Here is a 25,896-nt window from a genome sequence, read left to right as displayed (position 1 = left end):
CTTCAATTTACAAGATGCGCGTTTCAGCGCCCAAAAGGCATTTCATGAACAAGATCTTTTTCCATTCCGCTCCGCCCCAGGCTGCCAGAAAACCAGTCGAAGACACCCGCTTCGGCGTCACCCGCCGCGACGATTATTCCTGGCTGCGTGCTGAGAACTGGGAAGAGGTTCTCGCCGCACCGGAAAAGCTGCCGGAGGATATCCGCGAGCATCTTGAAGCCGAAAACGCCTATCAGGCTGCTTTCATGGCCGATACGGAAGAGCTTCAAACGACGCTGATTGCCGAGATGAAAGGTCGAATGGAAAAGGCCCCAGTCTCCTCACCACTCAAGCGCGGGCCCTTTGCCTATGGCAGCGGCTATCGCGAAGGTGCCGACCACCCCTATTTCTACCGCGTTGCGCGCGATGGCGGCGCCGAGGCAATCCTCATCGACATGAACCATCATGCAGAGGGCACGGAATTCTTCACCGGCACGAGCATAGTAACCTCGCCGGATCACAGTCTCGGACTGTGGGGCTATGACGACAAGGGCTCGGAGTTCTACACACTGCGCATTCGCCGTTTCGAGGACGGGGTGGATCTCCCGGAGGTGATCGAGAAAACCAGCGGCTACGGCTACTGGAACGCCTCTGGGACGGGCTTCTATTACGTACGGCTCGATGACAGTTTCCGCCCGGTGGATGTGTTGTTTCACCGGATCGGCACGGATCCGGCGGAAGACCTGCTGATCTATCACCTCGATGATCCGCGATTCTATCTCGGCATCTATGGCGACATGCAATACCGCCATATCTTTATTTCCGTCACCGATAGCGATTCGAGCGAACTGCATGTCCTGCCAAGCGACATGCCGCACTCCCCTCCACGCCTCATTCTGCCCCGCCAGGAGCGCGTGCATTATCAGATCGAGGCGGCCGAAGATCGCTTCTTCCTGCTCACCCAGGCCGATGGCGCGGAAGACTACAAGGTCGTTCAAGGCATCTGGACCGGTGAGGAACTGGCAGACATCCAGGAGGTCGTTGCGCACGAACCGGGTCGGCTCATCGAAAGCATCTCCGTGCTTCGTGACTTCTTCATCCGTGAGGAGATGGTGGACGGCCTCACGCGCATCGTCGTGCGCGACCGAGAAAGCGGCGAAGAGCATGTAATCGCCATGGATGAGGACGTCTACACGCTCAGCCATCATCCGGGCCTTGAATATGACGCTGAAACGATCCTGCTCGACTATTCCTCACCAACAACGCCCTGGCGCGAGTATGAATATAATCTGCGAAGCCGCGTACGCGTTCTTCTGAAGGAACAGAAAATCCCCTCCGGTCACAATCCCGCGCATTATGTCGCGCGCCGGGAGTTTGCGAGCGCTGAAGACGGCACACTGGTGCCGATCTCGCTTGTGCATCGCGCAGATCTGAAGCGCGACGGCTCGGCACCCTGCCTGCTGGAAGGCTATGGCGCATACGGTCTCACCTACCCGATGGGCTTTTCCGGCGCGCGGCTTTCGCTTGTCGACCGCGGTTTCGTTGTCGCCTTTGCCCATGTACGCGGCGGCAAGGAGAAGGGCGAGAACTGGTATCGGCAGGGCAAGATGCTCAAAAAGCGCAACAGCTTTTCCGACTTCGTCGCCTCAGCCCGTCATCTGGTGAAGCAGAACTATACGCGCCACGACCGGCTGGTGGCGGAAGGTGCTTCTGCGGGCGGCCTTCTCATGGGCGCCTCCCTCAATCTCGCGCCGGATGCCTTTGCCGGTGTTGTGGCAAAATACGCCTTCGTGGACGTGCTCAACACGATCCTCGACGAAAGCCTGCCGCTCACACCTTTCGAGTGGCTTGAATGGGGCAATCCGGTCGAGGATGAGGAGGCGTTCAAATATATCGCCAGCTATTCGCCCTATGACAATCTGAAGCCTGCGGACTATCCACCGGTGCTTGCCATGACGGGCATCGCGGATCCTCGCGTAGGCTATTGGGAGCCGGCCAAATGGATCGCGAAACTGCGCGAGGTCTCCACTTCCGGCGCACCAGCACTGTTGCGCACCAGCATGGGTTCGGGTCATTTCGGGGCGTCGGGCCGCTATGGAAGGCTGCCCGACACTGCCTATGCCTATGCCTTCATCCTGAAGATCACCGGGATGATGGATAGCCGTCCGGTCGCGCCTCGACAGCCTTGAGATAGGCTGCGATGGCCTGACGGTCCGCATCATCAAGCTGCGCCATGTTCTTTTGAACAGAGACCATGGCGCCGCCCACCGAATCGAAGTCCGGCGTGAAACCGCTTTCGAGATAGAAGGCGATATCGCTTTGCGACCAGCCGCCAATGCCGTCGTCACCGGGCGTGATGTTCGGCACCACGCCATCACCTTCCGCCGATACGGCACCCGCCAGCCACTCATCCCGTTTGATGCCGCCGGAGAAGTCGCGCGGGCTGTGGCACTCACCGCAATGGCCCGGGCCTTCCACGAGATAGCGCCCGCGCAAAAGTTCCTCAGGCGCATTGGCAGGCAGCGTCAGTACGTGATCGCTGTCGAGATGGAGAGCCTTCCATAGACCCAGGCCGCGTCGGATATTGAAGGGGAACCCCAGCTTGTGCTCCCCCGCCTCGCCTTCCACCGCGGGCAGTGTCTTCATAAAGGCAAAGAGATCCGCCACATCCTGCGGATCCATGCGCGCATAGGACGTGTAGGGAAAGGCCGGATAGTAATGGCGCCCATCCGGCGAGACACCGCGCATCATGGCGTTGAGGAAATCCTCTTCGCTCCACGCTCCGATACCGTCTTCGGGATGTGAGGAGATATTTGGTGCAACGAAGGTTCCGAATTCGGTCGCAAGCTCCAACCCGCCACCGAGTTCCTTTCGCGCCTCGCCATCCGCGCCCGGTGCGGCGTGGCAGGAGGCGCAGCCGCCTGCCCAGAACACCGTTTCACCGCGGGTTGCATCACCTGCTTCCACATCGGCAATCTCGGACGCCTCAAGGCGATCCGGCCCCGTGAGGAGCCAGAAGCCAGCGCCAGCGGCCACGGCAATTGCCGCGGCAGCGAAAGCCAATCTGCGCATGTTCAGCTAGTTCTTCTGAACGCGGAAATTCTCGTGGCAGCTCTTGCAGTTGCCAAGCACCGGCCCGACGGCCTGCTGGAATGCCGCGAGGTCTGCAGGGCCATCCTTGCCGGAAGCCTCGGCTGCGGCTGAAGTATCGGCCTGGAATTTCTCCAGAGCAGCCTGCCAGCCTTCCCCATCTTCCCAGATCTTCGGAGAGGCGGTCGTCTCGCCTTCGCTGGAGCCTTCGGGGAAGTAGTCGCCATAGGTATGGGAAACGGCGTTAAGCGTGGCGATGGCCGATTTGGCGATGGCCGGGTTGTAATCAATGTCACCCTTCATCATGCCGCCGGAGATCCCCGCTGCCGCTGCTGCAGACTGCATCAACATCTTGCGCGCTGCCACCGGATCATCTGCGGCAGTAACCGCTGTTGCACTCAAACTCACTGCGAATATGGATAGGATCAAAGTCCGCATAGGCTGTCTCCTGATTTGAAATAACGCGATGAGAGCATCATCTTCGGTTGCCACGCAATGCCTGCCATACGCGCATCACAGGAACGTGATGTTTCGCAAAAAAAGCCCGGACAGAGCCGGGCTTCTTCATCTCAGTTTGCGTCAGCTTTAGCCGACGGCCTTTTCGTACATTTCGAGCACGTGGTCCCAGTTGATGAGATTGTCCACGAAAGCCTCGAGATATTTCGGGCGGGCATTGCGGTAGTCGATGTAATAGGAATGCTCCCACACATCCACGCCCAGGATCGGCGAAGCGCCGTGAACCAGCGGGTTTTCGCCGTTCGGCGTCTTCATGATGGCCAGCTTGCCGTCCTTGACGGCAACCCACGCCCAGCCAGAGCCGAACTGGGTGGTGCCTGCATTGATGAAGTCGGCGCGGAACTTGTCATAGCCGCCCAGATCGCTGTCGATCGCCTTGGCGAGCTTCTCCGGCAGCTTGTTGCCGCCGCCATCCTTCTTCATCCACTGCCAGAAATGCACGTGGTTGTAGTGCTGACCGGCATTGTTGAAGAGGCCCGGATTTTTGCCGTAGGACTGCTTCACGATCTCCTCGAGGGAGAGATTTTCCATGCCGGCTTCGGCTGCAAGCTTGTTGCCGTTGTCGACATAGGCCTTGTGGTGCTTGTCGTGGTGATACTCAAGCGTTTCCTTGGACATGTAGGGCGCAAGCGCCTCGTAGTCGTAAGGCAGGTCTGGCAGTTCAAAGGCCATGGTGGTCTCCCTCGTTATCGGTTGAAATCGACTTAAAGCACATAGGCATGCGCGGTCGGGAGCACAACGTTACCGCCCGCGCAATCGTTCCTGCCTGTCAGGCAGCGTTGGCGGGGGCTGCGTGCGCCCACTCCCAATATAGGTTGCGTGCCTTCTTGGCTACCGGTCCAGCGGCAATGTTGCGCCCTTCGATGCCGACAACCGGCACAACCTTGGAATGGTTGCCCGTGGAGAATATCTCGTCGGCATCCAGAAAATCGGCAACCGACAACGCCTTCTCGACGATTTCGTAGCCTGCATCGCGCAACAGCGTGATGATGCGCGCGCGGGTGATGCCTGCCAGGAATGTGCCGTTGGGCACTGGCGTGTAGACCACCCCGTCCTTGACCATGAAGATGTTGGAGGAGCCAGTCTCGGCCACATTGCCCAGCATGTCGACGACAAGCGCATTGTCGAAGCCGCGGCGCTTGGCTTCCAGGATCGCGCGCCCATTGTTGGGATAGAGGCAGCCGGCCTTGGCATTGGTCGGCATGGTTTCATAGGTCGGGCGGCGGAAGGAAGACACGCCTAAGGTAAAGCCTTCCGGCGAGATCATCGGCGATTCGTAGAGGCACAGGCAGAAGCGGGTCGAGTCGGGATCGGCCGGCACGCCCATATAACCGCCATGCTCGGCCCAATACATCGGTCGGATATAAACCGCGGTATTGCCGTCGAACTTCTTCAGCCCATCCCAGGTCAGCCCGACAATCTCGTCGGCGGAGAAGGTCGCCTGCAGGCCAAGTGCCTCGGCAGAAGCATTCACGCGCTCGGCATGAAAATCCAGGTCGGGTGCGACGCCTTCAAACCAGCGCGCACCATCAAATACCGTGGAGCCCAGCCACATTGCGTGGCTGCGCGGGCCGGCAATCGGCACATTGCCCTCGTGCCATTCGCCGTCGATGAAAGTCCAGGTGGCGGATTGTGCCTGCGGTAGAGCAGCCATTCTTCAACTCCTTTTGCGCGTGTCGAGCCTAGAAGATGAGCCAGCAGGGTCAATCGGCAGCACGCGGCGAGATATAAGTCCAGCGTTCTTGACCGAGCAGACATGCTGCGGTCAAGTGAGGCGAATTCGTTTCAGGGCATGACAATGAAGCCGACTGCATATGTTTTCGACGCCTATGGCACTCTTTTCGACGTGCACTCCGCCGTGCGCCGCCATGCAGGCGACCTCGGGCCACAAGGGCAGCAGCTATCGCAGATATGGCGGACAAAGCAGCTCGAATATTCCTGGATCGCTTCGCTTTCGGGCAGCTATCGCGACCTCTGGGAACTGACAAAGGATGCGCTGGACTATGCCTTTGCCAAAGTCCCCTCCGCTGACCCGGCCCTGCGCAATGCCTTGCTTGACGCCTATTGGCAGCTCGACTGCTACCCGGAAGTGCCGACGGTTCTGAAAACGCTTAAAGACAGCGGCGCGCGCATTGCAATTCTCTCCAACGGCTCCCATGACATGCTGGGTGCGGCAATTCGTTCCGCCGCCATCGAACCCCTGTTCGATGCGGTGTTTTCCGCCGATGACGTGCACTGTTTCAAGACGGATCACCGGGTCTATGAACTGGTGACCACGCATTGGCGCTGCTACCCGGAAGCCGTATTATTCCAGTCCTCAAACCGTTGGGATATCGCGGGCGCGACCAATTTTGGCTTCAACACGGTCTGGATCAACCGTACGAAGGAGCCGGACGAATATCCGCAGCATCCGCCCCGGCTGATCCTGCCTTCACTGGAAGGCCTGCTCACGACGAGTTGAAGCGGAGGCGCGTTGCGCCAAGCGTTGCAGAAAAGCAATATCCGCCGCAAACAATGCAGCGCCTCCTCGATTGTGGCGGGGTTTCGCCCAACTTTGTGACACTTCGTCTTGCATTGCCACATTTTATGGAGATGGTCGTCGCGACATAAAGCGAAGGCTGGTCTGCATCAGACGCAACCGCATTTGAAACAAGAAGAGACACATGCACGATAACAGATTCCCCAATCCCGCGCTTTCGCGGCGCAAATTCCTCTCGGCGGCTGCGGCAGGAACCGCTTCGCTCGGCCTGGCTGGCTGTGTCTCCGTTCCTTCAACCCAGAAGCCGGTCGTCATCGAAACGCCGCCAAAGCCCGATCCGCAGATGAGCTCGCTGGCGAGCATGTATGGTCCGCTGCAGGACGGCCCATACCTCATCCCGGCTGTCCCATTCGAAAAGATCCCCTCCCGCTTCCACCGTCAGGAAGTAGCCGACCCGACGGGTGAACGTCCGGGCACCATCGTTGTGGACGTTTCGCAGCACTTCCTCTATCTCGTGCGCCCGCGTGGCCGCGCGATGCGCTATGGCGTCGGCCTTGGCCGTGCCGGCTTCGAATGGTCCGGCAAGGGTGTGATCGAGCGCAAGGCCGAGTGGCCGCGCTGGCATCCGCCGGCAGAGATGATCGAGCGCCAGCCCGAACTCGAGAAATACCGCACCACCTACAACAAGGCGACGAAGACCTGGGAGGGCGGCATGGATGGCGGCCTGAACAACCCGCTCGGCGCCCGTGCCCACTATATCTACCAGGACGGCAAGGACACGCTCTACCGCGTTCACGGTTCGCCGGAATGGTGGACCATCGGCAAGTCCGTTTCCTCCGGTTGCGTGCGCATGATCAACCAGGATGTCATCGACCTTTATGGCCGCGTGACCACCGGTTCGCCGATTCTGGTTACCAACGGCCTCGGTGTCAGCTAACGAGCAAGTGGACCTAAAAAAAGCCGCGCCAGCTTGATGCTGGCGCGGCTTTTTCTTTGGCTGGAACTGCGCGGTTAGCGGCGCAGACTGCCCAGAATGCCGCGGATCAGTTCGCGGCCAAGCGTGGTGCCGACGGAGCGCACCACCGACTTGAGGGCCGCTTCGGCCACAGTCTGGCGCTGATAGCCGCTCTTTCTCTTTTTGGTCTTCTTGTCGGAGTTGCCGAAACCGGGAATGGTCCAACCGCCCTCGTCTTCCTCTTCCTCGGCCTGCGCCTTCTCTGCAGCCTTGGCCGCTTTCTTAGCGCGCTCCTGAAGCATCTCGTAGGCGGATTCGCGGTCGTTCAACTCGTCATAGAGGCCGGCAACCGGGCTTTGCCTGATGACGTCCTTGCGCTCGTTATCCTCGAGGGGCCCAAGGCGCGATGACGGTGGCCGGATCAGCGTGCGCTGCACGACCGAGGGGACACCCTTCGATTCCAGTGTAGACACCAGCGCCTCACCGACACCAAGCTGCGTGATGCTCTCATAGACATCGAATTCCGGGTTCGGGCGGAAGGTTTCCGCCGCCACCTTCACCGCCTGCTGTTCGCGCGGCGTATAGGCGCGCAGCGCATGCTGGATGCGATTGCCAAGCTGCGAAAGCACAGTTTCGGGAACGTCGAGCGGGTTCTGTGTCACGAAGAAGACACCCACACCCTTGGAGCGAATCAGGCGCACGACCTGTTCAACGCGGTCGACAAGGATCTTCGGCGCCTCATCAAACAGCAGATGCGCCTCATCAAAGAAGAAGACCAGCTTCGGCTTGTCCGGATCCCCGACTTCGGGCAGTTCCTCGAAGAGCTCCGACAGGAGCCAGAGCAGGAAGGTTGCGTAAAGCCGCGGATTCATCATCAGCTTGTCGGCAGCCAGAACATTGATAGCACCACGCCCGTCGCGGCTGGTGCGCATCAGGTCCTCGATCTTCAGCGCCGGTTCGCCGAAGAAGTGGCTTGCACCCTGCGTGTCGAGCACCAGCAGCGACCGCTGGATCGCGCCGATGGAGGCTTTCGATACGTTGCCATAGCGCGATGACAGTTCGGCCGAGCGCTCGCCCATATGGTTCAGCAGCGACTGCAGGTCCTTCAGGTCGAGAAGCAGCAGCCCTTCCTCATCCGCAAGGCGGAAGGCAATGTTCAAAACACCTTCCTGCGCATCGGACAGATCCATCAGGCGCGAGAGCAGGAGCGGCCCCATCTCGGAAATCGTCGTGCGGATCGGGTGCCCCTTCTCGCCGAACAGGTCCCAGAAGATCGCGGGAAAGTCGGTGAACTCATAAGGGTCGAGCTTGATCGTCTCGGCGCGCTTGGCCAGAAATTCCTTGCCCTCGCCTTCACCGGCAACCGCGATGCCCGAAAGGTCACCCTTCACGTCGGCGCAGAAAACCGGAACGCCTGCATTGGAAAATCCTTCCGCCAGGATCTGCAGCGTGACTGTCTTGCCCGTGCCCGTTGCCCCGGTAATCAGGCCATGGCGGTTGGCGTAGCGAAGATCGAGTATCTCCGGCCGCTGATAGCTGTCGTCATTCTTGCGGCTGGCGCCAAGGAAAATGCTGTTTTCGGCCGTCATTCCCACTGTCTCTCTTCACACGCCCACGGGGTCACATGCCGGTATAGCATCCTGAACGGGTGCCACAATGCTTTGTGCACACCGCGTTTGCTAACCACATCCAGGACCTGCGGCCAAAGTTCCGCTTTTGGTGCATTGCGACATGGGCCCGCACATCCTAAACTTCACGCTTGATTAGCGGCGTTTGCATTCGTGGAGGAAGGATGGATCGCTCTGTCCTGAAAAAGGCGGCTTTTCCGGAAGCCGGGCGCAAGGAATGGCTTGATCTGATTGCCGAATCCCTTCGCGACAAGGGCGGATATGACGCGCTTGTACACAGGAGTGACGACGGGCTTCCCATCGAGCCGCTCTATGAACGCGCCAGCGAGCCGCAATTCCTGCCACACAAGAATGCAGGGTCGAGTTGGACGGTGTTTCAGCGGATCGACGATCCCGATGTGAGCCGCGCCAATGCCCAAGCGCGCGAGGATATTGCCCAGGGTGCAACCGGCATCCAGCTTGTCTTCGAAGGTGCGCCCAGCGCATTCGGATACGGCATTCCGGCAAGTGCCGAAGCCTTGCGTACCGTTCTTGACAAGGTCGCGCTGCGCGATGTTGCGCTTCGCATCGACGTGCATCCCCAAAGCCGCGCCTGCATTGACTGGGTGGTGCAGCTCATTCAGGAGCGCAAGACCACGCCCAACCGTCTGCAGTTATCCTTCGGCTTTGATCCGGCTGCACTCTTTGCCGGCACCGGACGCCTTCGCATGTCCATCGAGGCGCTGGAAGCCTCGCTGCCGCAATCGCTGGCAGGTTTCTTTGCCATGGGCGTTCCCGCCGTTCTGCTCGAAGCTGACGGTCGCGTCTTCCACAATGCCGGCGCCACGGAGGCGCAGGAGCTTGGCATCATGCTGGCTTCGGCCGTGTCGCATCTGCGCATGTTCGAGGTCGCCCGCCAGCCGCTCGTCTATGCCGCACCGCATATCGGTTTCGTCGCCAGCGTGGATCAGGACCAGTTCCTGTCCATCGCAAAGCTGCGCGCCTTGCGCCTTCTCTGGGCGCGCATGCTGGAATCCTGCGAAATCGAGCCCATGCCAGTTTCGATCCATACCGAAACCTCCTGGCGCATGCTGACGCGCCGCGATCCGGAGACGAATATTCTGCGCAACACCATTGCCTCGTTTGCCGCGGCGGTCGGTGGAGCCGATTCGCTTACCGTTCTGCCGCATACGATCACCCATGGCCTGCCGGACGGCTTCGCCCGCAGGCTTGCGCGCAACACACAGCTCATCCTCTCCGGCGAAAGCCACCTGCATGTCGTCTCCGATCCCGCTTCGGGTTCGGGCGGCATGGAAGCGCTCACGGCCGGGCTTTGCGAAAAGGCCTGGGAAGAGTTCCGCCGCATCGAGAGCGAAGGCGGCATCCTGCGCAGCCTTGCAGCCGGCCATATCCAGAAGCGCGTGATGGCGGCGCGCGATGCCCGTCAGGAAGATCTGGCCGCAGGAAAGCGCTCCATCATCGGCACCACGCTTTATGCCGCCGACAAGGAACGCCCCGTGACAGTGCTTGAGGCCGACAAGCGGCCCATGCCAAGCGACGGCGCGGTTAGCTGTGAGCGTCTTGCGCCATTGCGGCTTGATGAAGGGGCTGGCGCGCCGTCATGATTCCGGATTTCAGCAAGCTCGACTGGCGCGAGCCCGCCACCCGGACCCAAGCGCCGGACGCGCAGCCGCGATGGGAAACACCCGAAGGCATCACCATCCGGGATGCCTATGGCGCTGACGATCTGAAGGGTTTGCGTTTCCTTGACACGCAGCCGGGCCTCCCGCCCTTCATCCGTGGCCCCTACCCGACCATGTATGTCCAGCGGCCATGGACGATCCGCCAATATGCGGGTTTTTCGACGGCAGAAGAATCCAACGCCTTCTACCGGCGCAATCTTGCGGCGGGCCAGAAGGGCCTTTCGGTCGCCTTCGACCTAGCCACCCATCGCGGCTATGACAGCGACCATCCGCGCGTGGTGGGCGATGTGGGCATGGCAGGTGTGGCCATCGATTCCATCCTCGACATGCGCCAGCTTTTCGATGGCATTCCGCTCGACAAGATGAGCGTGTCCATGACCATGAATGGCGCGGTACTGCCCATCATGGCGCTCTATATCGTGGCTGCGGAAGAACAGGGCGTTTCGCAGGAAAAGCTGTCCGGGACCATTCAGAACGATATTCTGAAGGAGTTCATGGTCCGCAACACCTATATCTACCCGCCCAAGCCTTCGATGCGGATCATCTCAGACATCTTCTCCTATACGGCAGAGAAGATGCCGCGCTTCAACTCCATCTCCATCTCCGGCTATCACATGCAGGAAGCCGGAGCGACGGCGGACCTGGAGCTTGCCTATACGATTGCAGACGGCATCGAATATGCGCGCGCGGGCATTGCAGCCGGTCTCGAAATAGACCGATTCGCGCCGCGCCTGTCCTTCTTCTGGGCGATCGGCATGAACTTCTTCATGGAAGTCGCCAAGATGCGCGCGGCCCGCCTGCTCTGGGCCACGCTCATCAAGAAGAATTTCGACCCGAAGGACCCGCGATCGCTGTCGCTGCGCACCCATTGCCAGACCTCCGGCTGGTCGCTGACGGCGCAGGATCCCTACAACAACATCATCCGCACCATGGTGGAGGCCATGGCGGCAACGCAGGGCCATACCCAGTCACTGCACACCAACGCCTTCGATGAGGCACTGGCGCTTCCCACCGATCATTCCGCGAGGATTGCGCGCAACACGCAGCTTATCCTGCAGCATGAATCCGGCACCACGCGCATGATCGACCCTTGGGGCGGTTCGGCCTATGTGGAACGCCTGACGCATGATCTGGCCGTGCGCGCGCTTTCGCACATCGAGGAAGTCGAGACACTTGGCGGCATGGCAGCAGCCATCGAACAGGGCACCCCGAAAATGCGCGTCGAGGAAGCTGCGGCACGCACGCAGGCCCGCATCGACAGCGGCGAGCAGCCAGTGGTCGGTGTCAACCAGTACCGGCCGGAAGTCGATCAGGAAGTCGAGGTCCTCAAGGTTGACAATGCCGAGGTGCGTGCGCGTCAGCTTGCCAAGCTTCAACAGCTCAAGGGCACACGCGATGTGGCGGCGGTCGAGACAGCGCTCACCCAGCTCACCAATGCGGCCCAGGGCAACGGCAATCTTCTGGAATTCGCGGTCCGTGCAGCCCGCGCACAGGCCACCGTGGGCGAAATCTCCTCTGCACTGGAGAAGGCATTCGGGCGCCATGTCGCGGAAATCCGCACCATTTCCGGCGTCTACCGCAATGCCATCGGCGAAAATGCCGCCGTTACCCGCGCGCAGGAAATGGTCGAACATTTCCGCGACGAGACAGGGGCGGCACCTTCCATCCTGGTCGCCAAGGTCGGTCAGGACGGTCATGACCGCGGGCAGAAGGTCATCGCCACCGCCTTCGGCGACCTTGGCTTCGAGGTTACCGTCGGTGCCATGTTCCAGACGCCGGAAGAAGTGGCCGATCTGGCCGATGAGAAAGATGTCGACATCATCGGCGTCTCGTCGCTTGCCGCCGGTCACCTCACCCTCATCCCCGAATTACGCCAAGCTCTCGACAAGCGCGGCCGTAGCGACATCCTGATCGTGGCGGGCGGCGTGATCCCGCCGGACGATTTCGACGCGGTGCGCGAAGCCGGTGCGGCCGAAATCTTCCCGCCGGGAACCGTCATCGCCGAAGCCGCCCAGAAGCTCATCAACCGTCTCCTCGCAGAGCGCAAGCAACTGGCATCTTGAAGAGCGGGCCGACAAGTTATACCTTATGTTATAACGAAAGCGCTGCTCGGAGAGCGGTCATGAATGTTACTATTCGCAAAATCGGCAACTCTGAGGGTGTGATATTGCCCAAGGAACTGCTCCGCCGTTACAAGTTGAAGGCTGGCGACGTGGTCAATCTTGTCGACGAGGGCGACAAGATGAGCCTTCAGCCTTCGGAAGATGCGTTCGAGCGCCAGATGCGTGAGGCACGCAAGATCATGGATCGCTACAGCGTGGCGCTGCAAAAGCTGGCGGAATGACCCTCACGTTCCTCACGCGCCGCGTGGTGGAATCGATCCACGACGAGCAGCTAGCTCGTCATGGTGGCGCAAGAGGCATCCGTGACGAGAATGGGCTTGAATCTGCTCTCGCGCGCGAAGAGCAGAAGACAAATTACGGCCAGCCGGACATTTTTGAACTGGCAGCAGCCTATGCCTTCGGCCTTGCCCGCAACCACGCCTTCACCGACGGAAACAAGCGCACCGCGATCGTATCTGCAGCGACGTTCCTGGCCGTGAACGGGTTCGAGCTGACCTGTGACAATGGCACGCTTTACACATTCACCATGGAGTTAAGCTCCGGCAACATCTCTGAAGAGGGTGCTGCGGCGTTCTTCCGCGACTTTACCAAGCCCGCAGAAGCTTCCTGACGCGACATTGGCAGGCCAGCGCAGCTATGGCATGACACTGGCCGGGGGTCGTGCCATGCTCAACAGACGCAGCCTTTTGAAAGCCACCGCGGGTCTTGCGGTCAGCGCGCTTTGTCCGATTACCGGATTGGCGCAGAGCGGGCGCAGCATCACGGAATTTGGCGTCAGCCCCGAAACCGAAAACAGCCAGAGCCGTGCCTTCGCAACCGCGCTTCATCGGGCCAGTTTCGACAATGTCCCCCTGCATCTTCCGCCAGGCCGCTACCATGTCGGCCAAATCGCCCTGCCGCGCAACCTGCATCTGACGGGCATTGCAGGCATGAGCGAGCTTGTTTTCACCGGGGGGTCCTACCTCGCGGACGGCAGGGACATGCAGCGCCTGACACTGGATGGCGTCACGTTCGATGGCGCGCAGCTGCCCTTCGACGACCCGTCCGGCGCGCTCTTGAACCTCGATGGCGTGAAGCAGCTGTCGGTCACGAACTGCACCATCCGGGACAGCAGTGCCGGAGGGCTCTACTTGAAGCGGGCGGCGGGACGGGTCAGCGGCAACAGCATCGTTCAGATTGGCGATGTCGGCATTTTCAGCCGAGATGCCGAAGGTCTTGATATCGACGACAATCGCGTCAGCCACTGTGGCAATGGCGGCATCCTCGTCCATCGCTCCAGCCCTGGCTCCGATGGCAGCCGGGTTAACGGCAACCGCGTCTCTCATATCCGCGCGGATCTTGGTGGCACCGGCCCCTTCGGCAATGGCATCAATGTCTATCGCGCAGGCGATGTGGCCATTGAAGGCAATCACGTCTCCGACTGCGCCTTTTCCGCCATCCGTTCGAATGGTGGCAGCAATCTGAGCGTTGCGGGAAATCACTGCCTGCGCTCTGGCGAAACAGCGATCTACAGTGAGTTTTCGTTCGAGGGCGCAGTGATTTCCGACAATATTGTCGATGGCGCGGCCAATGGCATTTCCATCGTCAATTTCAACGAAGGCGGCAGGCTTGCCACCTGTTCCGGCAATCTGGTGCGCAATCTTTCGCTGGACGGTCCCTATCAGCCCGGCGATCCCGGTTTCGGTCTCGGCATCACGGTGGAAGCGGACTGCGCGGTGAGCGGCAATGTCATCGAGGGTGCGCCGCGCTTCGGCATGTTGCTCGGCTGGGGCCCGTTCCTGCGCAATGTGAGCGCCACGGGTAATGTCATCCGCCGAGCAGGCACGGGCATTGCCGTTTCCGTGGTCGAAGGAGCCGGCAAGGCCGTCATCGGCGGCAATGTCATTTCCGATACGAAGGACGGTGCCATTCGCGGCTATCGCTGGGCCGAGGCGGTGACGGACGACCTTATCGGCCAGCCCACCCCCGCCCCGCATCTCGTGCTCTCAGGCAATTCTGCCGGATAGGTCAGGCCGCGTAGACGCTCTCCAGATCACGGAAACCCTTGACCTCGATCGGGTTGCCGAAGGGGTCGTTGAAGAACATGGTCCACTGCTCGCCGGGCTCACCCTCGAAGCGGACGGTCGGCTTGATGATGAAGTCGACACCGGCTTCTTCAAGCCGCCCTGCCAGCGCCTTCCAGTCGTCAAGCTGCAGGATGACGCCCAGATGCGGCATGGGCACCATGTGCTCGCCCACCTTGCCGGTGGCGGCCGTCTTGAAGGGTTCGCCCAGATGCAACGAGATCTGGTGGCCGAAGAAGTCGAAATCCACCCAAGTCGGCGCGCTGCGACCTTCGCGGCAGCCGAGCACTTCGCCATAGAAGCGGCGTGCTTCATCGAGGTCTTTCACATTATAGGCAAGATGGAAGATGGATTTCACGGTTGACGCTCCGCTGGTTGTTTTCGGTGCAGAGCTACGGCATTTCGCAGCGCCTTTCCAGAGCCAGATGGATCAGTCCGTGCGGGCCATTCCCGCAATGGCGAAGCCGCCGTCTATTGCCATCGTGTGACCGGTCACGCCGGAGGCTTCTGCCGACAAGAGCCAGGCGACCGCATTGGCAACTTCGCGCGGCTGTATCAGGCGGCGCTGTGGGGACGTGTCCCGCCAGGCGGCAGAAAGCTGCGGGCTTGCGCCCTCGCCCGGACCGGGTGCGATGCAGTTCACGCGAACGCCGCGGCTTGCCAGTTCCACGGCCATGCTCTCGCTCAAAAGCTTCACGCCCGCTTTGGAAGCACCATAGGCGGCGTGGCCTGCATTGGCGCGCAGGCCGGAGGCGGAACTCAGATTGACGATGGCAAGCTCGTCGCACATCCGGTCGAGTGCTGCCTGGCTGGCGATCAGCGTGCCGACAAGATTGACCTCCAGCAACTGCCGGAAAAGCTCCGCACTCGTGTGCTCGAACAGCACTTCGCGGCGAAGCCCCGCGCAATTGACGAGTGCGTGGAGCGGGCCCAATGCATCGACGGCCTGGTCGAAGGTTTCACCCACCTCCTCCTCATCGCTCACGTCGGCGAGCAGAAAGAGCGCTTCCTCGCCCGTCAGCATCTCCTCGGCTTCGGCCAGGGCTTCAGCGTCGGCGTCCACCAGGGCGACTGCAAAACCGTCGTCAAGAAGCCGCTCGGCGACGGCGAGGCCGATGCCGGTTGCAGCTCCGGTGACGATGGCGGCTTTGCTCATTTGATCCTTTCGAGGATGGACACATAGTTGGCAACGGCAGCACCGCCCATATTGAAGATGCCGGCGAGCTTGGCACCCGGCACCTGAATGCCGCCTGCCTCACCCGTCAGCTGAGCCGCACTCAAAGCATGCATGGAAACACCGGTGGCGCCGATCGGATGGCCCTTGGCCTTCAAACCGCCGGACGGATTCACCGGCAGGCGCCCGCCCATTTCCGTCTGGCCTTCCTCGGCGACCCTGGCACCCTCGCCCGGACGTGCCAGGCCCATCGCCTCATATTCGATCAGTTCGGCAATGGTGAAGCAGTCATGCGTCTCGACAAATGACAGGTCGTCGATCTTCACACCCGCACTGCCAAGCGCGCGCTTCCAGGCTTCCGCACAGCCTTCAAAGGCGAGAATGTCGCGCTTGGACATGGGCAGGAAGTCCTGCACATGCTCGTTGGCGCGGAAGGCGACGGCGCGCTTCATGGAAAGCGAGGTCTGGGTGTCGGCCAGAACGATGGCAGCCGCCCCGTCGGAGACCAGCGAGCAATCGGTGCGCTTGAGCGGTCCTGCGACATAGGGGTTGCGCTCGCTTTCCTCGCGGCAGAACTCGTAGCCCAGATCCTTCTGCATCTGCGCCAGTGGATTTTTTGCGCCATTCTTGTGGTTCTTGGCGGCAATGCGGGCCAGTGCATCGGACTGGTCGCCATAACGCTGGAAATAGGCAGAGGCGATCTTGCCGAAGACACCTGCGAATCCGCCGGGAATGTCACCCTCTTCTGGCAGATAGGATGCCTTCAGCAGGTTCTTCGCGATATCCGGTCCAGGCGTTGTCGTCATCTGCTCGGCACCCACCACCAGCACGATGCGCGCGGCCTTGGCGTCGATGGCGCGCAGCCCCTGGCGGATGGCGGCAGATCCCGTGGCACAGGCATTTTCCACGCGCGTTGCGGGCTTGAAACGCAGGCCGTCATCGGCCTGCAGCACCAGACTGGCGGTGAAATCCTGGGGTGAGAAACCGGCATTGAAGTGGCCCAGCACGATCTCATCGACATCCGAGGCTTCCAGCCCCGCATGTTCCAGCGCATCCCGCGCCACCATCACGATCAGCTCTTCAAGCGTCTGGTCGCCAAGCTTGCCGAATTTGGAATGGGCCCAGCCCACAATGCTCGCGCTCATATCAGCCTCCCTGAACTTGAGCCGAAGAATGCCATCTAGGGCGACTGTCGTCTCGGAAAAAATGGCTCATAATTGTTGCAGCGCACACAAAACCGCTTTGCATTTGGCATTTTTTATTGATTGACCAGTCAATCAACCCTAGATCACCTTTCATGCCCAAGATCGGAATGGAACCACTGCGCCGCGAAGCGCTCATCAACGCCGCCATTTCAGCCATTGCTGAAAAGGGAACGCTTGCAGTGACCATGGCGGATATTGCCAGACGTGCCGATGTGTCGAGCGCGCTTGCCCATCATTATTTCGGTTCGAAGGAGGATCTGCTGGCGGCCACGATGCGCCACCTACTTTCGGAGCTGGGCGCGGATGCGCGCGCGGCTGTTTCCGGAAAATCCGGCATGGCGCGGCTTTCGGCCCTCATTCATGTCAATTTCTCGCCCAAGCAGTTCCAGCCGGAGACGGTTGCCGCCTGGCTCGCCTTCTACGTCGAGGCACAGCGTGCGCCTGCCCTGCGCCGCCTGCTGCGCGTTTACACGCGCCGGCTGCACACCAATCTGCTCGTGGCGCTGGAACCGCTCATGTCGCGCCTGCAGGCAGAGCGCACCGCGCGCGGCATCGGCGCCCTGATCGACGGGCTCTATATTCGCCATGCGCTGGCCGAAGGCCCCAGCGACGCCGATACGGCGATCGCGCTGGTGGAAGATTATCTCTCGCTTCAGCTTTCACGAAAGGAGGGTGCACGGTGAGTGCTCCGCTTGAAGCCGATTACGTGATTGTCGGCGCAGGCTCGGCCGGTTGCGCACTGGCCTATCGTCTTTCGGAAGACGGCAGGAACTCGGTGATCGTGATCGAATATGGCGGCAGCGATGCCGGCCCGCTGATCCAGATGCCGACGGCCTTTTCCATCCCGATGAACATGCGCCGCTATGACTGGGGATACTCCACTCAGCCCGAGCCGCATCTGGGCGGACGTGTGCTCGCCACACCGCGCGGCAAGGTGCTGGGCGGCTCGTCCTCCATCAATGGCATGGTCTATGTGCGCGGCCATGCCCGCGACTTTGACCATTGGGCGGCAAGCGGTGCGGCGGGCTGGGCCTATCGCGACGTGCTGCCATACTTCAAACGCATGGAAACCTCCCATGGCGGCGAGGAAGGCTGGCGCGGGACCGACGGCCCGCTGCATGTCCAGCGCGGCAAGCGCACCAACCCGCTCTACCAGGCCTTTGCCGAGGCTGGCCGCGAGGCCGGTTTCGAGACAACCGAAGACTATAACGGCTCCAAGCAGGAGGGCTTCGGCCCCATGGAGCAGACGATCCACAAGGGGCGGCGCTGGTCTGCGGCCAATGCCTATCTGCGCCCTGCCCTCAAGCGGCCAAATGTGAATCTTGTCAGAGGCTTCGCGCGAAAGATTGTCATAGAGAATCACAAAGTCACCGGCGTCGAGATCGAGTGGGCAAACCGTATCCACAAAGTTAAAGCAAAACGTGAAGTTGTGGTCGCAGCCTCGGCCATCAACTCGCCTGCACTCTTGATGCATTCGGGCATCGGCCCGGCCGCACAGTTGCAGGCCATGGGCATTGACGTTGTGGCGGATCGCCCCGGCGTCGGCGAAAATCTGCAGGACCATCTGGAGCTTTACATCCAGCAGGAATGCTCCAAGCCCATCACGCTCTACTCCCACCTCAACCTTTTCGCCAAGGCGCTGATCGGCGCGCGCTGGCTTCTCTTCAAGAACGGGCTTGGCGCGACCAACCATTTCGAGGCGGCGGCTTTCGTGCGCTCGAAGCCGGGCGTGGACTATCCCGATATCCAGTATCACTTCCTGCCGGCAGCCATCCGCTATGACGGCAAGGCTGCGGCAGAAGCACATGGATTTCAGGCCCATGTCGGGCCGATGCGCTCCAAGTCGCGCGGCAATATCCGCCTAGCCTCACCTGATCCGTGGAAGGCGCCGGAAATCCGTTTCAACTACATGTCCCATGACGAGGACTGGGAAGATTTCCGCCACTGTATCCGGCTGACGCGTGAACTCTTCGCGCAGCCGGCCTTCAAGCCCTATTGCGGGGAGGAGATCCAGCCCGGCGCGGATGTGACCTCGGACGAGGCCCTCAACGCCTTCATCGCCGAACATGTGGAAAGCGCCTATCATCCCTGCGGCACCTGCCGGATGGGTGATGCCGATGATCCATCAAGCGTTGTCGACCCTCAGCTTCGCGTCATCGGTGTCGAGGGGCTTCGGGTTGCGGACAGTTCCATCTTTCCGCGCATCACCAATGGCAATCTCAATGGCCCATCCATTATGGTGGGCGAAAAGGCGGCGGACCATATTCTGGGCCGCACCCTGCCGCCTCTCGATCAGGAACCCTGGATCAACCCGCGCTGGCGGGTATCGGACCGATAGGAAAAACCATGCGCGCACAGCCCCAAGCATCGCACTATATCAATGGCTCCTATGTGGAAGACCCGCAGGGCGAGGTTCTGGAAAGCATCTATCCGGCCACCGGCGAGGTGATCGCGAAGCTCAATCTTGCAACGCCCAATATCGTGGAGCTGGCAGTGGAAGCCGCGCGCTCCGCGCAAACCACCTGGGCGAAGACGCCGCTTGCCGAGCGCGGGCGTATCTTGCGCCGGGCCGCGGACATCCTGCGCGAGCGCAACCAGGAGCTTTCCGAGCTCGAAACGCTCGACACAGGCAAGGCCATTCAGGAGACGCTGGTGGCGGACGCCGCGTCTGCCGCCGAGGCGCTTGAATATTGCGGCAGCGTGATTGCAGGCGAACAGGGGAGTTTTGTCGATCTGGGCGGCCCCTTCGGCTACACGAAACGCATGCCGCTTGGCGTGTGCGTGGGCATTGGCGCGTGGAACTATCCCATCCAGATTGCCGCATGGAAGGCAGCTCCTGCGCTTGCCATGGGCAATGCCATGGTTTTCAAGCCATCGGAAAACACGCCGCTTTCCGCGCTGAAGCTTGCTGAAATCCTCGTTGAAGCCGGCCTGCCCGAAGGGCTCTTCAATGTCGTGCAGGGCACGCGCGCGGTTGCCGAAGCCCTTATCGACCACCCAAGCGTCGCGAAGGTCTCGCTCACCGGTTCGGCCGAAACCGGCCGCAAGGTGATGTCGCGGGCGGGCGGGCAGATGAAGCACGCCACGATGGAGCTTGGCGGCAAGTCTCCGCTCATCGTCTTCGATGATGCGCAACTTGAAAACGCCATCAGCGGCGCCATTCTCGGCAATTTCTATTCCACCGGCCAGATCTGCTCCAACGGCACGCGCGTCTTCCTGCAGGAAGGCATCAGGGATCGCTTCCTTGACCGCCTCGTCGAGCGCACCCGCGCCATTCGCCTTGGCGATCCGCTCGATCCGGAAACGCATCTGGGTCCCCTCATCTCGCAGGCCCAGCGCGAGCGCGTGCTCTCCTATATCGAGAGCGGCAAAAGCGAAGGCGCCAGCCTTCTGTGCGGCGGCGGCATTCCCGAGCTGCAAGGCTTTGAGAGCGGTTTCTATATCGAGCCGACCGTCTTCGCCGATGTGCAAGACGACATGACCATTGCACGCGAGGAGATCTTCGGGCCGGTGATGAGCGTTCTCACCTTCAAGGACGAGGACGAGGTCATTTCGCGCGCCAATGACACGCAATTCGGTCTGGCCGCCGGTGTCTTCACCGCCGACATCAAGCGCGGGCACCGCGTGGTGGACCAGCTTGAAGCGGGCACCTGCTGGATCAACACCTACAATCTCACGCCCGTCGAGCTTCCCTTCGGCGGCGTGAAGGCCTCCGGCATCGGCCGCGAAAACGCCCGCGAGGCGCTTGCACATTACTCCCAGGTGAAGTCCGTCTATGTGGAAATGGGAGATGTTGAAAGCGCCTATTGAAGACGCGCTTTCGACTTGCGAAGCGAACCCATCATCGCTATAAGCCCGCCGTCAGGTCACGGAGTGTAGCGCAGCCTGGTAGCGCACCTCGTTCGGGACGAGGGGGTCGCAGGTTCGAATCCTGCCACTCCGACCATGGCACTCAGTGGCTAACCGAACATAAGCAGATTGCCTGCATCGCCCGCCGCTTAAAATTCGCTGCTATCTGCTACAGATTCAATGTAGTCATAGGCTTCCGCTACGGTAAGTTCTATGGTTTCGCCGCGCACTCGGAATGTTTCCTCAGTTATTATGGGTTCGGGAAATTCACTGCCCATAGTTTTTGCCCTCAGCAAATACAGACCAGGAATTTGCGGTAGCAGAACTAGATCCTCATCTAGACGATAAGTTTCTCCTGGCCGGACGGTGCCGACATTGCAACGCGCTACTATCTCGCTACCAATGCTCCTGACGTCGATGCAGTCACTGGGAATACCAATTCTGATGCAAGCACTGTATCGAAGGTCGACTTCTCCGGCATATTGGGCATCTCACCCTCAGGCCTCAGCGAGACCGATTTGCCGCTTGGGTCACAACAAACAAGTTCAACGCACACCTCAGAGATTGAATAAGCAGATCTATTCGTGAGCGCAAACCGTATTGGGATAGCTTTCTGCACCAGTGAAATATATTCGGCTGCCTTGCGCCAATATTCCGGATTTTCACTGAATCGGCTACTAAACCCTGGAACCATTCCATCACGCAGTGGGAAGTCATCCAGTCCGGCGGGGAACCGCACAAACGTACACTCAATGTTGCTGTCAAGAAGTTCATAACTGCCATTCAGAAATGACAGCGTAAATTGTGCAGGCGCTCGCGAAACGTCCTCCAACCCCATATCGGCAATTTCTTCTAACGATGCTACAGAAGTAGAAGTACCCCGCCGTATGTAAACAGTATCAGCTTGCACTTTACCGAATTTCTTATTCACGTAAAATGGACGTTTCTGCCTCGGTATTGTAACTAACCCTATCAATTTACCTTGGTGCAGCACCTCTTGATAGCTAAACTTCAGCTTTCGGCCCAATTTGGAATTTACAAACTGTTGTATATGAGCGTCGTCTACTTCCTCTGATGTTGCTATTCCGACAACCTTAGCAGGATTTGGCTTATTCTCTTTGAAGCCCAAGACGATGTATGCTGAACCTTCGCGATCCGTGTTCGCAAGCGCTAGGATGTCCTTCAACATTTCCGACTTTTCGACATCCGTCGCTTCTACAAAGCGGTAGCGCTCGGCTTTGTAATCAAGATCAACGCCTTCACCTCTATGTCTAAGTTCTTCCAGCAGCGCCTCGAACAAACTTAACCCCTTTAAAATCGCGAAGAGCTTGCAGCCCATCTGCTGTAGTCAGAGCAGCAATGCGGACTCTGCCAACGCAATGGGATGTTGGATACAATAATCTGCAAACACTATCTAAGCGTGCACAACAAATTCCCTTGCCTCTCAATCATAATGTTCTATATTTGTTCTCATGAAGAGAACACTCAAGGACAAGCTCGCCATCCTTGCGGATGCGGCGAAATATGATGCTTCCTGTGCGTCTTCGGGGACGTCCCGGCGCGATTCCTCCAAGGGCGGGATTGGCAGTGCGGGCGGGACCGGGATCTGTCATGCCTATACGCCGGACGGGCGCTGCATCAGCCTGTTGAAGATCCTGATGACGAATTTCTGCATCTTCGACTGCGCCTATTGCATCAACCGGGTTTCGAGCAGCGTCGAGCGGGCGCGGTTTACGCCGGAAGAGGTGGTCACGCTGACGCTGGAATTTTATCGCCGCAACTATATCGAGGGGCTGTTCCTTTCGTCGGGCATCATCCGCAGCGCTGATGATACCATGGCGGACATGGTGCGGATTGCGCGCATGCTGCGCGAGGACCATCAGTTCAAAGGTTACATTCACCTCAAAACCATTCCCGAGGCGAGCGAGGAGCTGATCGCGGAAGCCGGGCTTTATGCCGATCGCATGTCGATCAATGTGGAGCTGCCGCGCGATGACAGCACGCGCCTTCTCGCCCCGCAGAAAAAGCCCGAGACAATTCGTTCGGCCATGGCAGGCGTGCGCCAGCGGCTCGATGCCGCCAAGGAGCGCAGCCATTCAGGCCGCAAGGCAAAGCGCTTTGCGCCCGCCGGCCAGTCGACGCAGATGATTGTGGGGGCGGACGGTGCCAATGACCGCGACATTCTCACCACCTCCTCGCGGCTCTATGCGGGCTACAAGCTGCGCCGCGTCTATTACTCCGCCTTCTCGCCCATTCCCGATGCCTCCAAGGCCCTGCCGCTCATCAAGCCGCCCCTGATGCGCGAGCACAGGCTTTACCAGGCCGACTGGCTGTTACGTTTCTACGGCTTCGAGGTGGATGAGCTGGCGAGCGTTGCGCCTTCGGGCAATCTTGACCTTGCCATTGACCCCAAACTTGCCTGGGCGCTGGCCAACCGCGCGCTCTTTCCCGTGGATGTGAACCAGGCCAGCCGCGAGCTCTTGCTGCGTATCCCAGGCTTCGGCACGCGCACCGTAGATCGCATCATCGCCGCGCGGCGTTCGGGCATCCTTCGCTATGGCGATCTGGTGCGCATCGGCGCTGTCATGAGCAAGGCCAAGCCCTTCGTGCAGTTTCCCGACTGGTCGCCGGGCGGGCTGACCGACAGCGCCAATCTGCGCGCGCGCTTCACGCCGCAGCCGGAGCAACTGGTGCTTCTTTGATGTATCGCGTGGAGCTGCCCGCGAACGGATTTTTTGAAGCCTGGCGGTCGGCCGCCCGGCGGCTCGCCAGTCACGCCATCGCGCCTGAGATGGTGCAGTGGTGTCGCGGTGCCGGTGCCGACCTGTTCGAAGCCGCGCCGCCGCCTGATGAAGAAGGCTCGCACAAGGTCTCCGCGCCTGCCTCCTTTCTGCAACTTGCAGAAACGGTTCTGTGCCACCGCGATGGCGAGGCGCCTGCAGCACTTTACGCGGCCCTTGTTCGTCACCAGCAAGACAGACGCGCGCTTTTCAATCCGGCCGATCCCCTCACCCGCAAGCTTCAGGCCTTTGCCAAGACGATCCGTCGCGACATTCACAAGATGCATGCCTTCGTGCGCTTTCGCGAATTGCCGAGCGACAGCGCACGGCGACGCTTTGGCGCCTGGTTTGAGTCGGATCACTTTATCCTGGAAGCCGGAACACCCTTTTTCGCCAAGCGCTTCGGCGATATGGACTGGATGATCGCCACGCCGGAGGGTGTAGCCCGGTTCGAAAACGGTGCACTGACCTATCACCCTCCGACCACGCGCCCCGACCTGCCCCATGATGCCTCCGAAGAGCTTTGGGGCACCTATTTCGCCAATATCTTCAACCCGGCGCGCATCCATCTTCAGGCCATGCGTTCGGAGATGCCGAAGAAATATTGGAAGAACATGCCTGAAACGCAGCTCATCCCCGAAATGCTCGCGCATGCCGAAACGCGCGTGGAAATCATGCGTCAGGCCATGCCGACCGAGGGACCGAAGCGAGCCGAGCGCATCCTCGACCGCTTGCGTACGCCCGAAACTCCCGCCATGCCCGAAACGCTTGAAGCCGCGCGCGAGGCTGCCGCCGTCTGCAGGCGCTGCGGATTGTGCGAGGCTGCGACGCAGACCGTTTTCGGTGAAGGGCCGGAGGATGCGCGGCTGATGATTGTCGGCGAACAGCCGGGCGACATGGAGGATCTCGCCGGTCGCCCCTTTGTCGGACCTGCCGGCACGCTCTTGCGGGAGGTCATGGGTAAAGTGGGCACCGAGCCCGCCTGGATGACCAATGCGGTGAAGCACTTCAAGTTCAAGACGCAGGGCAAGAAGCGGCTCCATCAGAACCCCAATCGCCAAGAGATCGAGCATTGTCGCTGGTGGCTTGATCTGGAGCGCAAATTCGTGAAGCCGCAACTCACCGTCGCGCTTGGCGCATCTGCGGCATTTGCGCTGACGGGCAATGCCAGCGCCATGACCCCGCGCCGCGGCCGAATAGAGCCGGCGCGAGACGGCACCCCCGTCCTCATCACCTGGCACCCCAGCTTTATCTTGCGCATTCCCCACGAGGAACAGCCCCTCCGGCGAGGGGAACTTGCCGATGATCTGAGACGGGCGGAGGCGTTGTTGGGGGCTCAGGCTATCAAAGCCTGACATGCTTCCATGTGCTGCGCTCCGATCTTTTGAATATCAAACATCGCTCGAGCGCGTCGCCTGGCAGCCGCTCCCATTTTCTCCCGCAAATCGCGGTCCCGCAGAAGCCTGGACAGATTTCGCGCCAACGCCTCCGCGTCGCCGACCGGACCGAGCAGCCCCGTCGTTCCATCCAAAACCACTTCGGGGATACCTCCGGCATTTGTGGCGACCGCCGGCTTACCCATCCATTGGGCTTCGCACAGAAAACTCGAAAGCCCCTCCTCCCTTGAAGCCAGCGTGGCAATGTCGGCCTCCGCCAAAAGTTGAGGCACGTCCTCACGCCATCCCAAAATCTCGAAGCGCTTCAAGCCCAATTCGGTTTTTTGCGCGTGCAGTAGGGTTTCCAGATTCCCCCGGCCTACAAGGAGAAGCTTACCGTGGGTGCCTTCGCTTTCGACGATACGCCAAGCCGCCAGAAGCGTGTCCAAACCCTTTTCCAGTGAGAATGCGGCTGCACAAAGAACCAATGGGATTCCGTCGACTTTGCTCCGTGCCGTTGCTTCAAACCGCACCTGGTCAACCGCATCATGAATAACGCACAAACGATCAGCTTCTACATCAGCCTCGAGCAACTTGCTTCTTGCGGCTTGTGAGACAGCAATCATCGTGTCCGCCCGGCGGTATTTCCATCCACCACGAACGTGAAAGGCGTTCCGCTTGGAAGCCACGACCGGAGTGGCTGTCACAGCTTTCAACAACAGCGCCGTTTCCAAGGCTTTGCTCGTGTGCGCATGGAGGATGTCCGGCCTCCACCTGCGAACAAGTCTCAAAGTATCAAGGAACCCTTCGGGCGCAGCCCAGCCCAGGCGCTTCACTGTAATCAGGGCGCTTTCTGGAATGCGGTGCGAAAGTTCAGACTGCTTTGGTACCACCACCTTCTGCTCGCAGGCGCGAGCAAGCGAGCGGAAAAGCAGCTCGAGCTGAGCTTCTCCGCCGCGCCAGCCCCGTTCACTGCTCAGATGGACGATTTTCACAT

General features: G+C 60.3%; 23 protein-coding genes and 1 tRNA gene. 14 read left to right on the top strand and 10 right to left on the bottom strand.

The window, feature by feature from the left end:
• Positions 1 to 44 precede the first annotated feature (44 nt).
• On the top strand, positions 45 to 2,168 hold the full coding sequence (locus WA367_RS16210) for a S9 family peptidase (protein ID WP_336057811.1): 2,124 nt from the start codon (positions 45 to 47) through the stop codon (positions 2,166 to 2,168).
• Here WA367_RS16210 and WA367_RS16205 read toward each other — a convergent pair.
• From WA367_RS16205 to WA367_RS16190, 4 genes are all read right to left on the bottom strand, one after another.
• On the bottom strand, positions 2,122 to 3,051 hold the full coding sequence (locus WA367_RS16205) for a cytochrome c (RefSeq protein ID WP_336057810.1): 930 nt from the start codon (positions 3,049 to 3,051) through the stop codon (positions 2,122 to 2,124). The two genes, WA367_RS16210 and WA367_RS16205, sit on opposite strands and share 47 nt — an antisense overlap.
• A 6-nt stretch (positions 3,052 to 3,057) precedes the next feature.
• Positions 3,058 to 3,507 carry a c-type cytochrome gene (locus WA367_RS16200; protein ID WP_336057809.1) on the bottom strand — a complete coding sequence of 150 codons (450 nt, stop codon included), beginning with the start codon at positions 3,505 to 3,507 and terminating at the stop codon, positions 3,058 to 3,060.
• Positions 3,508 to 3,654: 147 nt separating this feature from the next.
• Positions 3,655 to 4,257, bottom strand: a complete 603-nt coding sequence (locus WA367_RS16195) for a superoxide dismutase (RefSeq protein WP_336057808.1) — start codon at positions 4,255 to 4,257, stop codon at positions 3,655 to 3,657.
• 97 nt (positions 4,258 to 4,354) lie between these two features.
• Positions 4,355 to 5,239, bottom strand: coding sequence for a branched-chain amino acid aminotransferase (locus tag WA367_RS16190; protein ID WP_336057807.1), 885 nt, complete (start codon positions 5,237 to 5,239; stop codon positions 4,355 to 4,357).
• A 144-nt stretch (positions 5,240 to 5,383) separates the two neighbouring features.
• Between WA367_RS16190 and WA367_RS16185 the strand changes: the two genes are divergently transcribed.
• Both WA367_RS16185 and WA367_RS16180 read left to right on the top strand, forming a co-directional pair.
• The gene (locus WA367_RS16185; protein ID WP_336057806.1) at positions 5,384 to 6,046 is read left to right on the top strand and encodes a haloacid dehalogenase type II; all 663 of its coding nucleotides are present in this window, start codon (positions 5,384 to 5,386) and stop codon (positions 6,044 to 6,046) included.
• A gap of 202 nt (positions 6,047 to 6,248) precedes the next feature.
• On the top strand, positions 6,249 to 7,001 hold the full coding sequence (locus WA367_RS16180) for a L,D-transpeptidase family protein (protein WP_336057805.1): 753 nt from the start codon (positions 6,249 to 6,251) through the stop codon (positions 6,999 to 7,001).
• Between the two features lie 74 nt (positions 7,002 to 7,075).
• Here WA367_RS16180 and WA367_RS16175 read toward each other — a convergent pair whose 3' ends face one another.
• On the bottom strand, positions 7,076 to 8,608 hold the full coding sequence (locus WA367_RS16175; protein WP_336057804.1) for a helicase HerA-like C-terminal domain-containing protein: 1,533 nt from the start codon (positions 8,606 to 8,608) through the stop codon (positions 7,076 to 7,078).
• A gap of 203 nt (positions 8,609 to 8,811) precedes the next feature.
• Between WA367_RS16175 and WA367_RS16170 the strand changes: the two genes are divergently transcribed.
• Genes WA367_RS16170 through WA367_RS16150 form a run of 5 tightly spaced genes read left to right on the top strand, consistent with a single transcriptional unit; the run spans position 8,812 to position 14,458 of the window.
• A complete protein-coding gene (locus WA367_RS16170; RefSeq protein ID WP_336057803.1) occupies positions 8,812 to 10,251 on the top strand; it encodes a methylmalonyl-CoA mutase subunit beta in 1,440 nt (479 codons plus the stop codon).
• A complete protein-coding gene (gene scpA / locus WA367_RS16165) occupies positions 10,248 to 12,392 on the top strand; it encodes a methylmalonyl-CoA mutase (RefSeq protein ID WP_336057802.1) in 2,145 nt (714 codons plus the stop codon). The genes WA367_RS16170 and scpA overlap by 4 nt, the downstream gene beginning before the upstream one ends.
• A 59-nt stretch (positions 12,393 to 12,451) precedes the next feature.
• A complete protein-coding gene (locus WA367_RS16160) occupies positions 12,452 to 12,673 on the top strand; it encodes an AbrB/MazE/SpoVT family DNA-binding domain-containing protein (RefSeq protein ID WP_336057801.1) in 222 nt (73 codons plus the stop codon).
• Positions 12,670 to 13,062 (top strand): type II toxin-antitoxin system death-on-curing family toxin, encoded by a 393-nt coding sequence (locus WA367_RS16155; protein WP_336057800.1) that lies wholly within the window; start codon positions 12,670 to 12,672, stop codon positions 13,060 to 13,062. The genes WA367_RS16160 and WA367_RS16155 overlap by 4 nt, the downstream gene beginning before the upstream one ends.
• 31 nt (positions 13,063 to 13,093) lie before the next feature.
• A complete protein-coding gene (locus tag WA367_RS16150; RefSeq protein WP_336057799.1) occupies positions 13,094 to 14,458 on the top strand; it encodes a TIGR03808 family TAT-translocated repetitive protein in 1,365 nt (454 codons plus the stop codon).
• A gap of 1 nt (position 14,459) precedes the next feature.
• Here the strand turns inward: WA367_RS16150 and WA367_RS16145 are convergent, their stop codons facing one another.
• From WA367_RS16145 to WA367_RS16135, 3 genes are all read right to left on the bottom strand, one after another.
• Positions 14,460 to 14,873 carry a VOC family protein gene (locus WA367_RS16145; RefSeq protein WP_336057798.1) on the bottom strand — a complete coding sequence of 138 codons (414 nt, stop codon included), beginning with the start codon at positions 14,871 to 14,873 and terminating at the stop codon, positions 14,460 to 14,462.
• A gap of 72 nt (positions 14,874 to 14,945) precedes the next feature.
• On the bottom strand, positions 14,946 to 15,671 hold the full coding sequence (locus tag WA367_RS16140; RefSeq protein ID WP_336057797.1) for an SDR family NAD(P)-dependent oxidoreductase: 726 nt from the start codon (positions 15,669 to 15,671) through the stop codon (positions 14,946 to 14,948).
• Positions 15,668 to 16,834, bottom strand: a complete 1,167-nt coding sequence (locus WA367_RS16135) for an acetyl-CoA acetyltransferase (RefSeq protein WP_336057796.1) — start codon at positions 16,832 to 16,834, stop codon at positions 15,668 to 15,670. The genes WA367_RS16140 and WA367_RS16135 overlap by 4 nt, the downstream gene beginning before the upstream one ends.
• A gap of 152 nt (positions 16,835 to 16,986) precedes the next feature.
• Between WA367_RS16135 and betI the strand changes: the two genes are divergently transcribed.
• The 4 genes from betI to WA367_RS16115 all read left to right on the top strand — a co-directional run bounded on the left by betI (position 16,987) and on the right by WA367_RS16115 (position 20,840).
• Positions 16,987 to 17,577 carry a transcriptional regulator BetI gene (gene betI / locus WA367_RS16130; RefSeq protein WP_336057795.1) on the top strand — a complete coding sequence of 197 codons (591 nt, stop codon included), beginning with the start codon at positions 16,987 to 16,989 and terminating at the stop codon, positions 17,575 to 17,577.
• The gene (gene betA / locus WA367_RS16125) at positions 17,574 to 19,232 is read left to right on the top strand and encodes a choline dehydrogenase (protein WP_336057794.1); all 1,659 of its coding nucleotides are present in this window, start codon (positions 17,574 to 17,576) and stop codon (positions 19,230 to 19,232) included. Before betI ends, betA begins: the two co-directional genes overlap by 4 nt.
• 8 nt (positions 19,233 to 19,240) lie before the next feature.
• The gene (betB, locus tag WA367_RS16120; RefSeq protein ID WP_336057793.1) at positions 19,241 to 20,704 is read left to right on the top strand and encodes a betaine-aldehyde dehydrogenase; all 1,464 of its coding nucleotides are present in this window, start codon (positions 19,241 to 19,243) and stop codon (positions 20,702 to 20,704) included.
• A 59-nt stretch (positions 20,705 to 20,763) separates the two neighbouring features.
• Positions 20,764 to 20,840, top strand: a tRNA-Pro gene (locus WA367_RS16115).
• A 291-nt stretch (positions 20,841 to 21,131) separates the two neighbouring features.
• Here the strand turns inward: WA367_RS16115 and WA367_RS16110 are convergent.
• Entirely contained in the window at positions 21,132 to 22,082 is a 951-nt protein-coding gene (locus WA367_RS16110) for an AlbA family DNA-binding domain-containing protein (protein ID WP_336057792.1), read from the bottom strand.
• A gap of 133 nt (positions 22,083 to 22,215) precedes the next feature.
• Here WA367_RS16110 and WA367_RS16105 point away from each other — a divergent pair, with 133 nt between their 5' ends.
• Positions 22,216 to 23,445, top strand: a complete 1,230-nt coding sequence (locus tag WA367_RS16105) for a putative DNA modification/repair radical SAM protein (RefSeq protein ID WP_336057791.1) — start codon at positions 22,216 to 22,218, stop codon at positions 23,443 to 23,445.
• Positions 23,445 to 24,878 carry a UdgX family uracil-DNA binding protein gene (locus tag WA367_RS16100; protein ID WP_336057790.1) on the top strand — a complete coding sequence of 478 codons (1,434 nt, stop codon included), beginning with the start codon at positions 23,445 to 23,447 and terminating at the stop codon, positions 24,876 to 24,878. Before WA367_RS16105 ends, WA367_RS16100 begins: the two co-directional genes overlap by 1 nt.
• Here the strand turns inward: WA367_RS16100 and WA367_RS16095 are convergent.
• A complete protein-coding gene (locus WA367_RS16095) occupies positions 24,860 to 25,894 on the bottom strand; it encodes a glycosyltransferase family 4 protein (protein ID WP_336057789.1) in 1,035 nt (344 codons plus the stop codon). The two genes, WA367_RS16100 and WA367_RS16095, sit on opposite strands and share 19 nt — an antisense overlap.
• Positions 25,895 to 25,896 lie beyond the last annotated feature (2 nt).

Source organism: Nitratireductor sp. CH_MIT9313-5 (assembly GCF_037029545.1).
Classification (GTDB): Bacteria; Pseudomonadota; Alphaproteobacteria; order Rhizobiales; family Rhizobiaceae; genus Chelativorans.
Note: the sequence above shows the minus strand (reverse complement) of the source record. Positions and strands in the feature narration are given on the sequence as shown.

What these genes read in the sequence shown, in the direction of transcription:
- WA367_RS16210 (WP_336057811.1), top strand. Translation starts at nt 45, where the DNA reads ATGAACAAGATCTTTTTCCATTCCGCTCCGCCCCAGGCTGCCAGAAAA.
- WA367_RS16205 (WP_336057810.1), bottom strand. Translation starts at nt 3,051, where the DNA reads ATGCGCAGATTGGCTTTCGCTGCCGCGGCAATTGCCGTGGCCGCTGGC.
- WA367_RS16200 (WP_336057809.1), bottom strand. Translation starts at nt 3,507, where the DNA reads ATGCGGACTTTGATCCTATCCATATTCGCAGTGAGTTTGAGTGCAACA.
- WA367_RS16195 (WP_336057808.1), bottom strand. Translation starts at nt 4,257, where the DNA reads ATGGCCTTTGAACTGCCAGACCTGCCTTACGACTACGAGGCGCTTGCG.
- WA367_RS16190 (WP_336057807.1), bottom strand. Translation starts at nt 5,239, where the DNA reads ATGGCTGCTCTACCGCAGGCACAATCCGCCACCTGGACTTTCATCGAC.
- WA367_RS16185 (WP_336057806.1), top strand. Translation starts at nt 5,384, where the DNA reads ATGAAGCCGACTGCATATGTTTTCGACGCCTATGGCACTCTTTTCGAC.
- WA367_RS16180 (WP_336057805.1), top strand. Translation starts at nt 6,249, where the DNA reads ATGCACGATAACAGATTCCCCAATCCCGCGCTTTCGCGGCGCAAATTC.
- WA367_RS16175 (WP_336057804.1), bottom strand. Translation starts at nt 8,608, where the DNA reads ATGACGGCCGAAAACAGCATTTTCCTTGGCGCCAGCCGCAAGAATGAC.
- WA367_RS16170 (WP_336057803.1), top strand. Translation starts at nt 8,812, where the DNA reads ATGGATCGCTCTGTCCTGAAAAAGGCGGCTTTTCCGGAAGCCGGGCGC.
- scpA (WP_336057802.1), top strand. Translation starts at nt 10,248, where the DNA reads ATGATTCCGGATTTCAGCAAGCTCGACTGGCGCGAGCCCGCCACCCGG.
- WA367_RS16160 (WP_336057801.1), top strand. Translation starts at nt 12,452, where the DNA reads ATGAATGTTACTATTCGCAAAATCGGCAACTCTGAGGGTGTGATATTG.
- WA367_RS16155 (WP_336057800.1), top strand. Translation starts at nt 12,670, where the DNA reads ATGACCCTCACGTTCCTCACGCGCCGCGTGGTGGAATCGATCCACGAC.
- WA367_RS16150 (WP_336057799.1), top strand. Translation starts at nt 13,094, where the DNA reads ATGACACTGGCCGGGGGTCGTGCCATGCTCAACAGACGCAGCCTTTTG.
- WA367_RS16140 (WP_336057797.1), bottom strand. Translation starts at nt 15,671, where the DNA reads ATGAGCAAAGCCGCCATCGTCACCGGAGCTGCAACCGGCATCGGCCTC.
- WA367_RS16135 (WP_336057796.1), bottom strand. Translation starts at nt 16,834, where the DNA reads ATGAGCGCGAGCATTGTGGGCTGGGCCCATTCCAAATTCGGCAAGCTT.
- betI (WP_336057795.1), top strand. Translation starts at nt 16,987, where the DNA reads ATGCCCAAGATCGGAATGGAACCACTGCGCCGCGAAGCGCTCATCAAC.
- betB (WP_336057793.1), top strand. Translation starts at nt 19,241, where the DNA reads ATGCGCGCACAGCCCCAAGCATCGCACTATATCAATGGCTCCTATGTG.
- WA367_RS16110 (WP_336057792.1), bottom strand. Translation starts at nt 22,082, where the DNA reads ATGGGCTGCAAGCTCTTCGCGATTTTAAAGGGGTTAAGTTTGTTCGAG.
- WA367_RS16105 (WP_336057791.1), top strand. Translation starts at nt 22,216, where the DNA reads ATGAAGAGAACACTCAAGGACAAGCTCGCCATCCTTGCGGATGCGGCG.
- WA367_RS16100 (WP_336057790.1), top strand. Translation starts at nt 23,445, where the DNA reads ATGTATCGCGTGGAGCTGCCCGCGAACGGATTTTTTGAAGCCTGGCGG.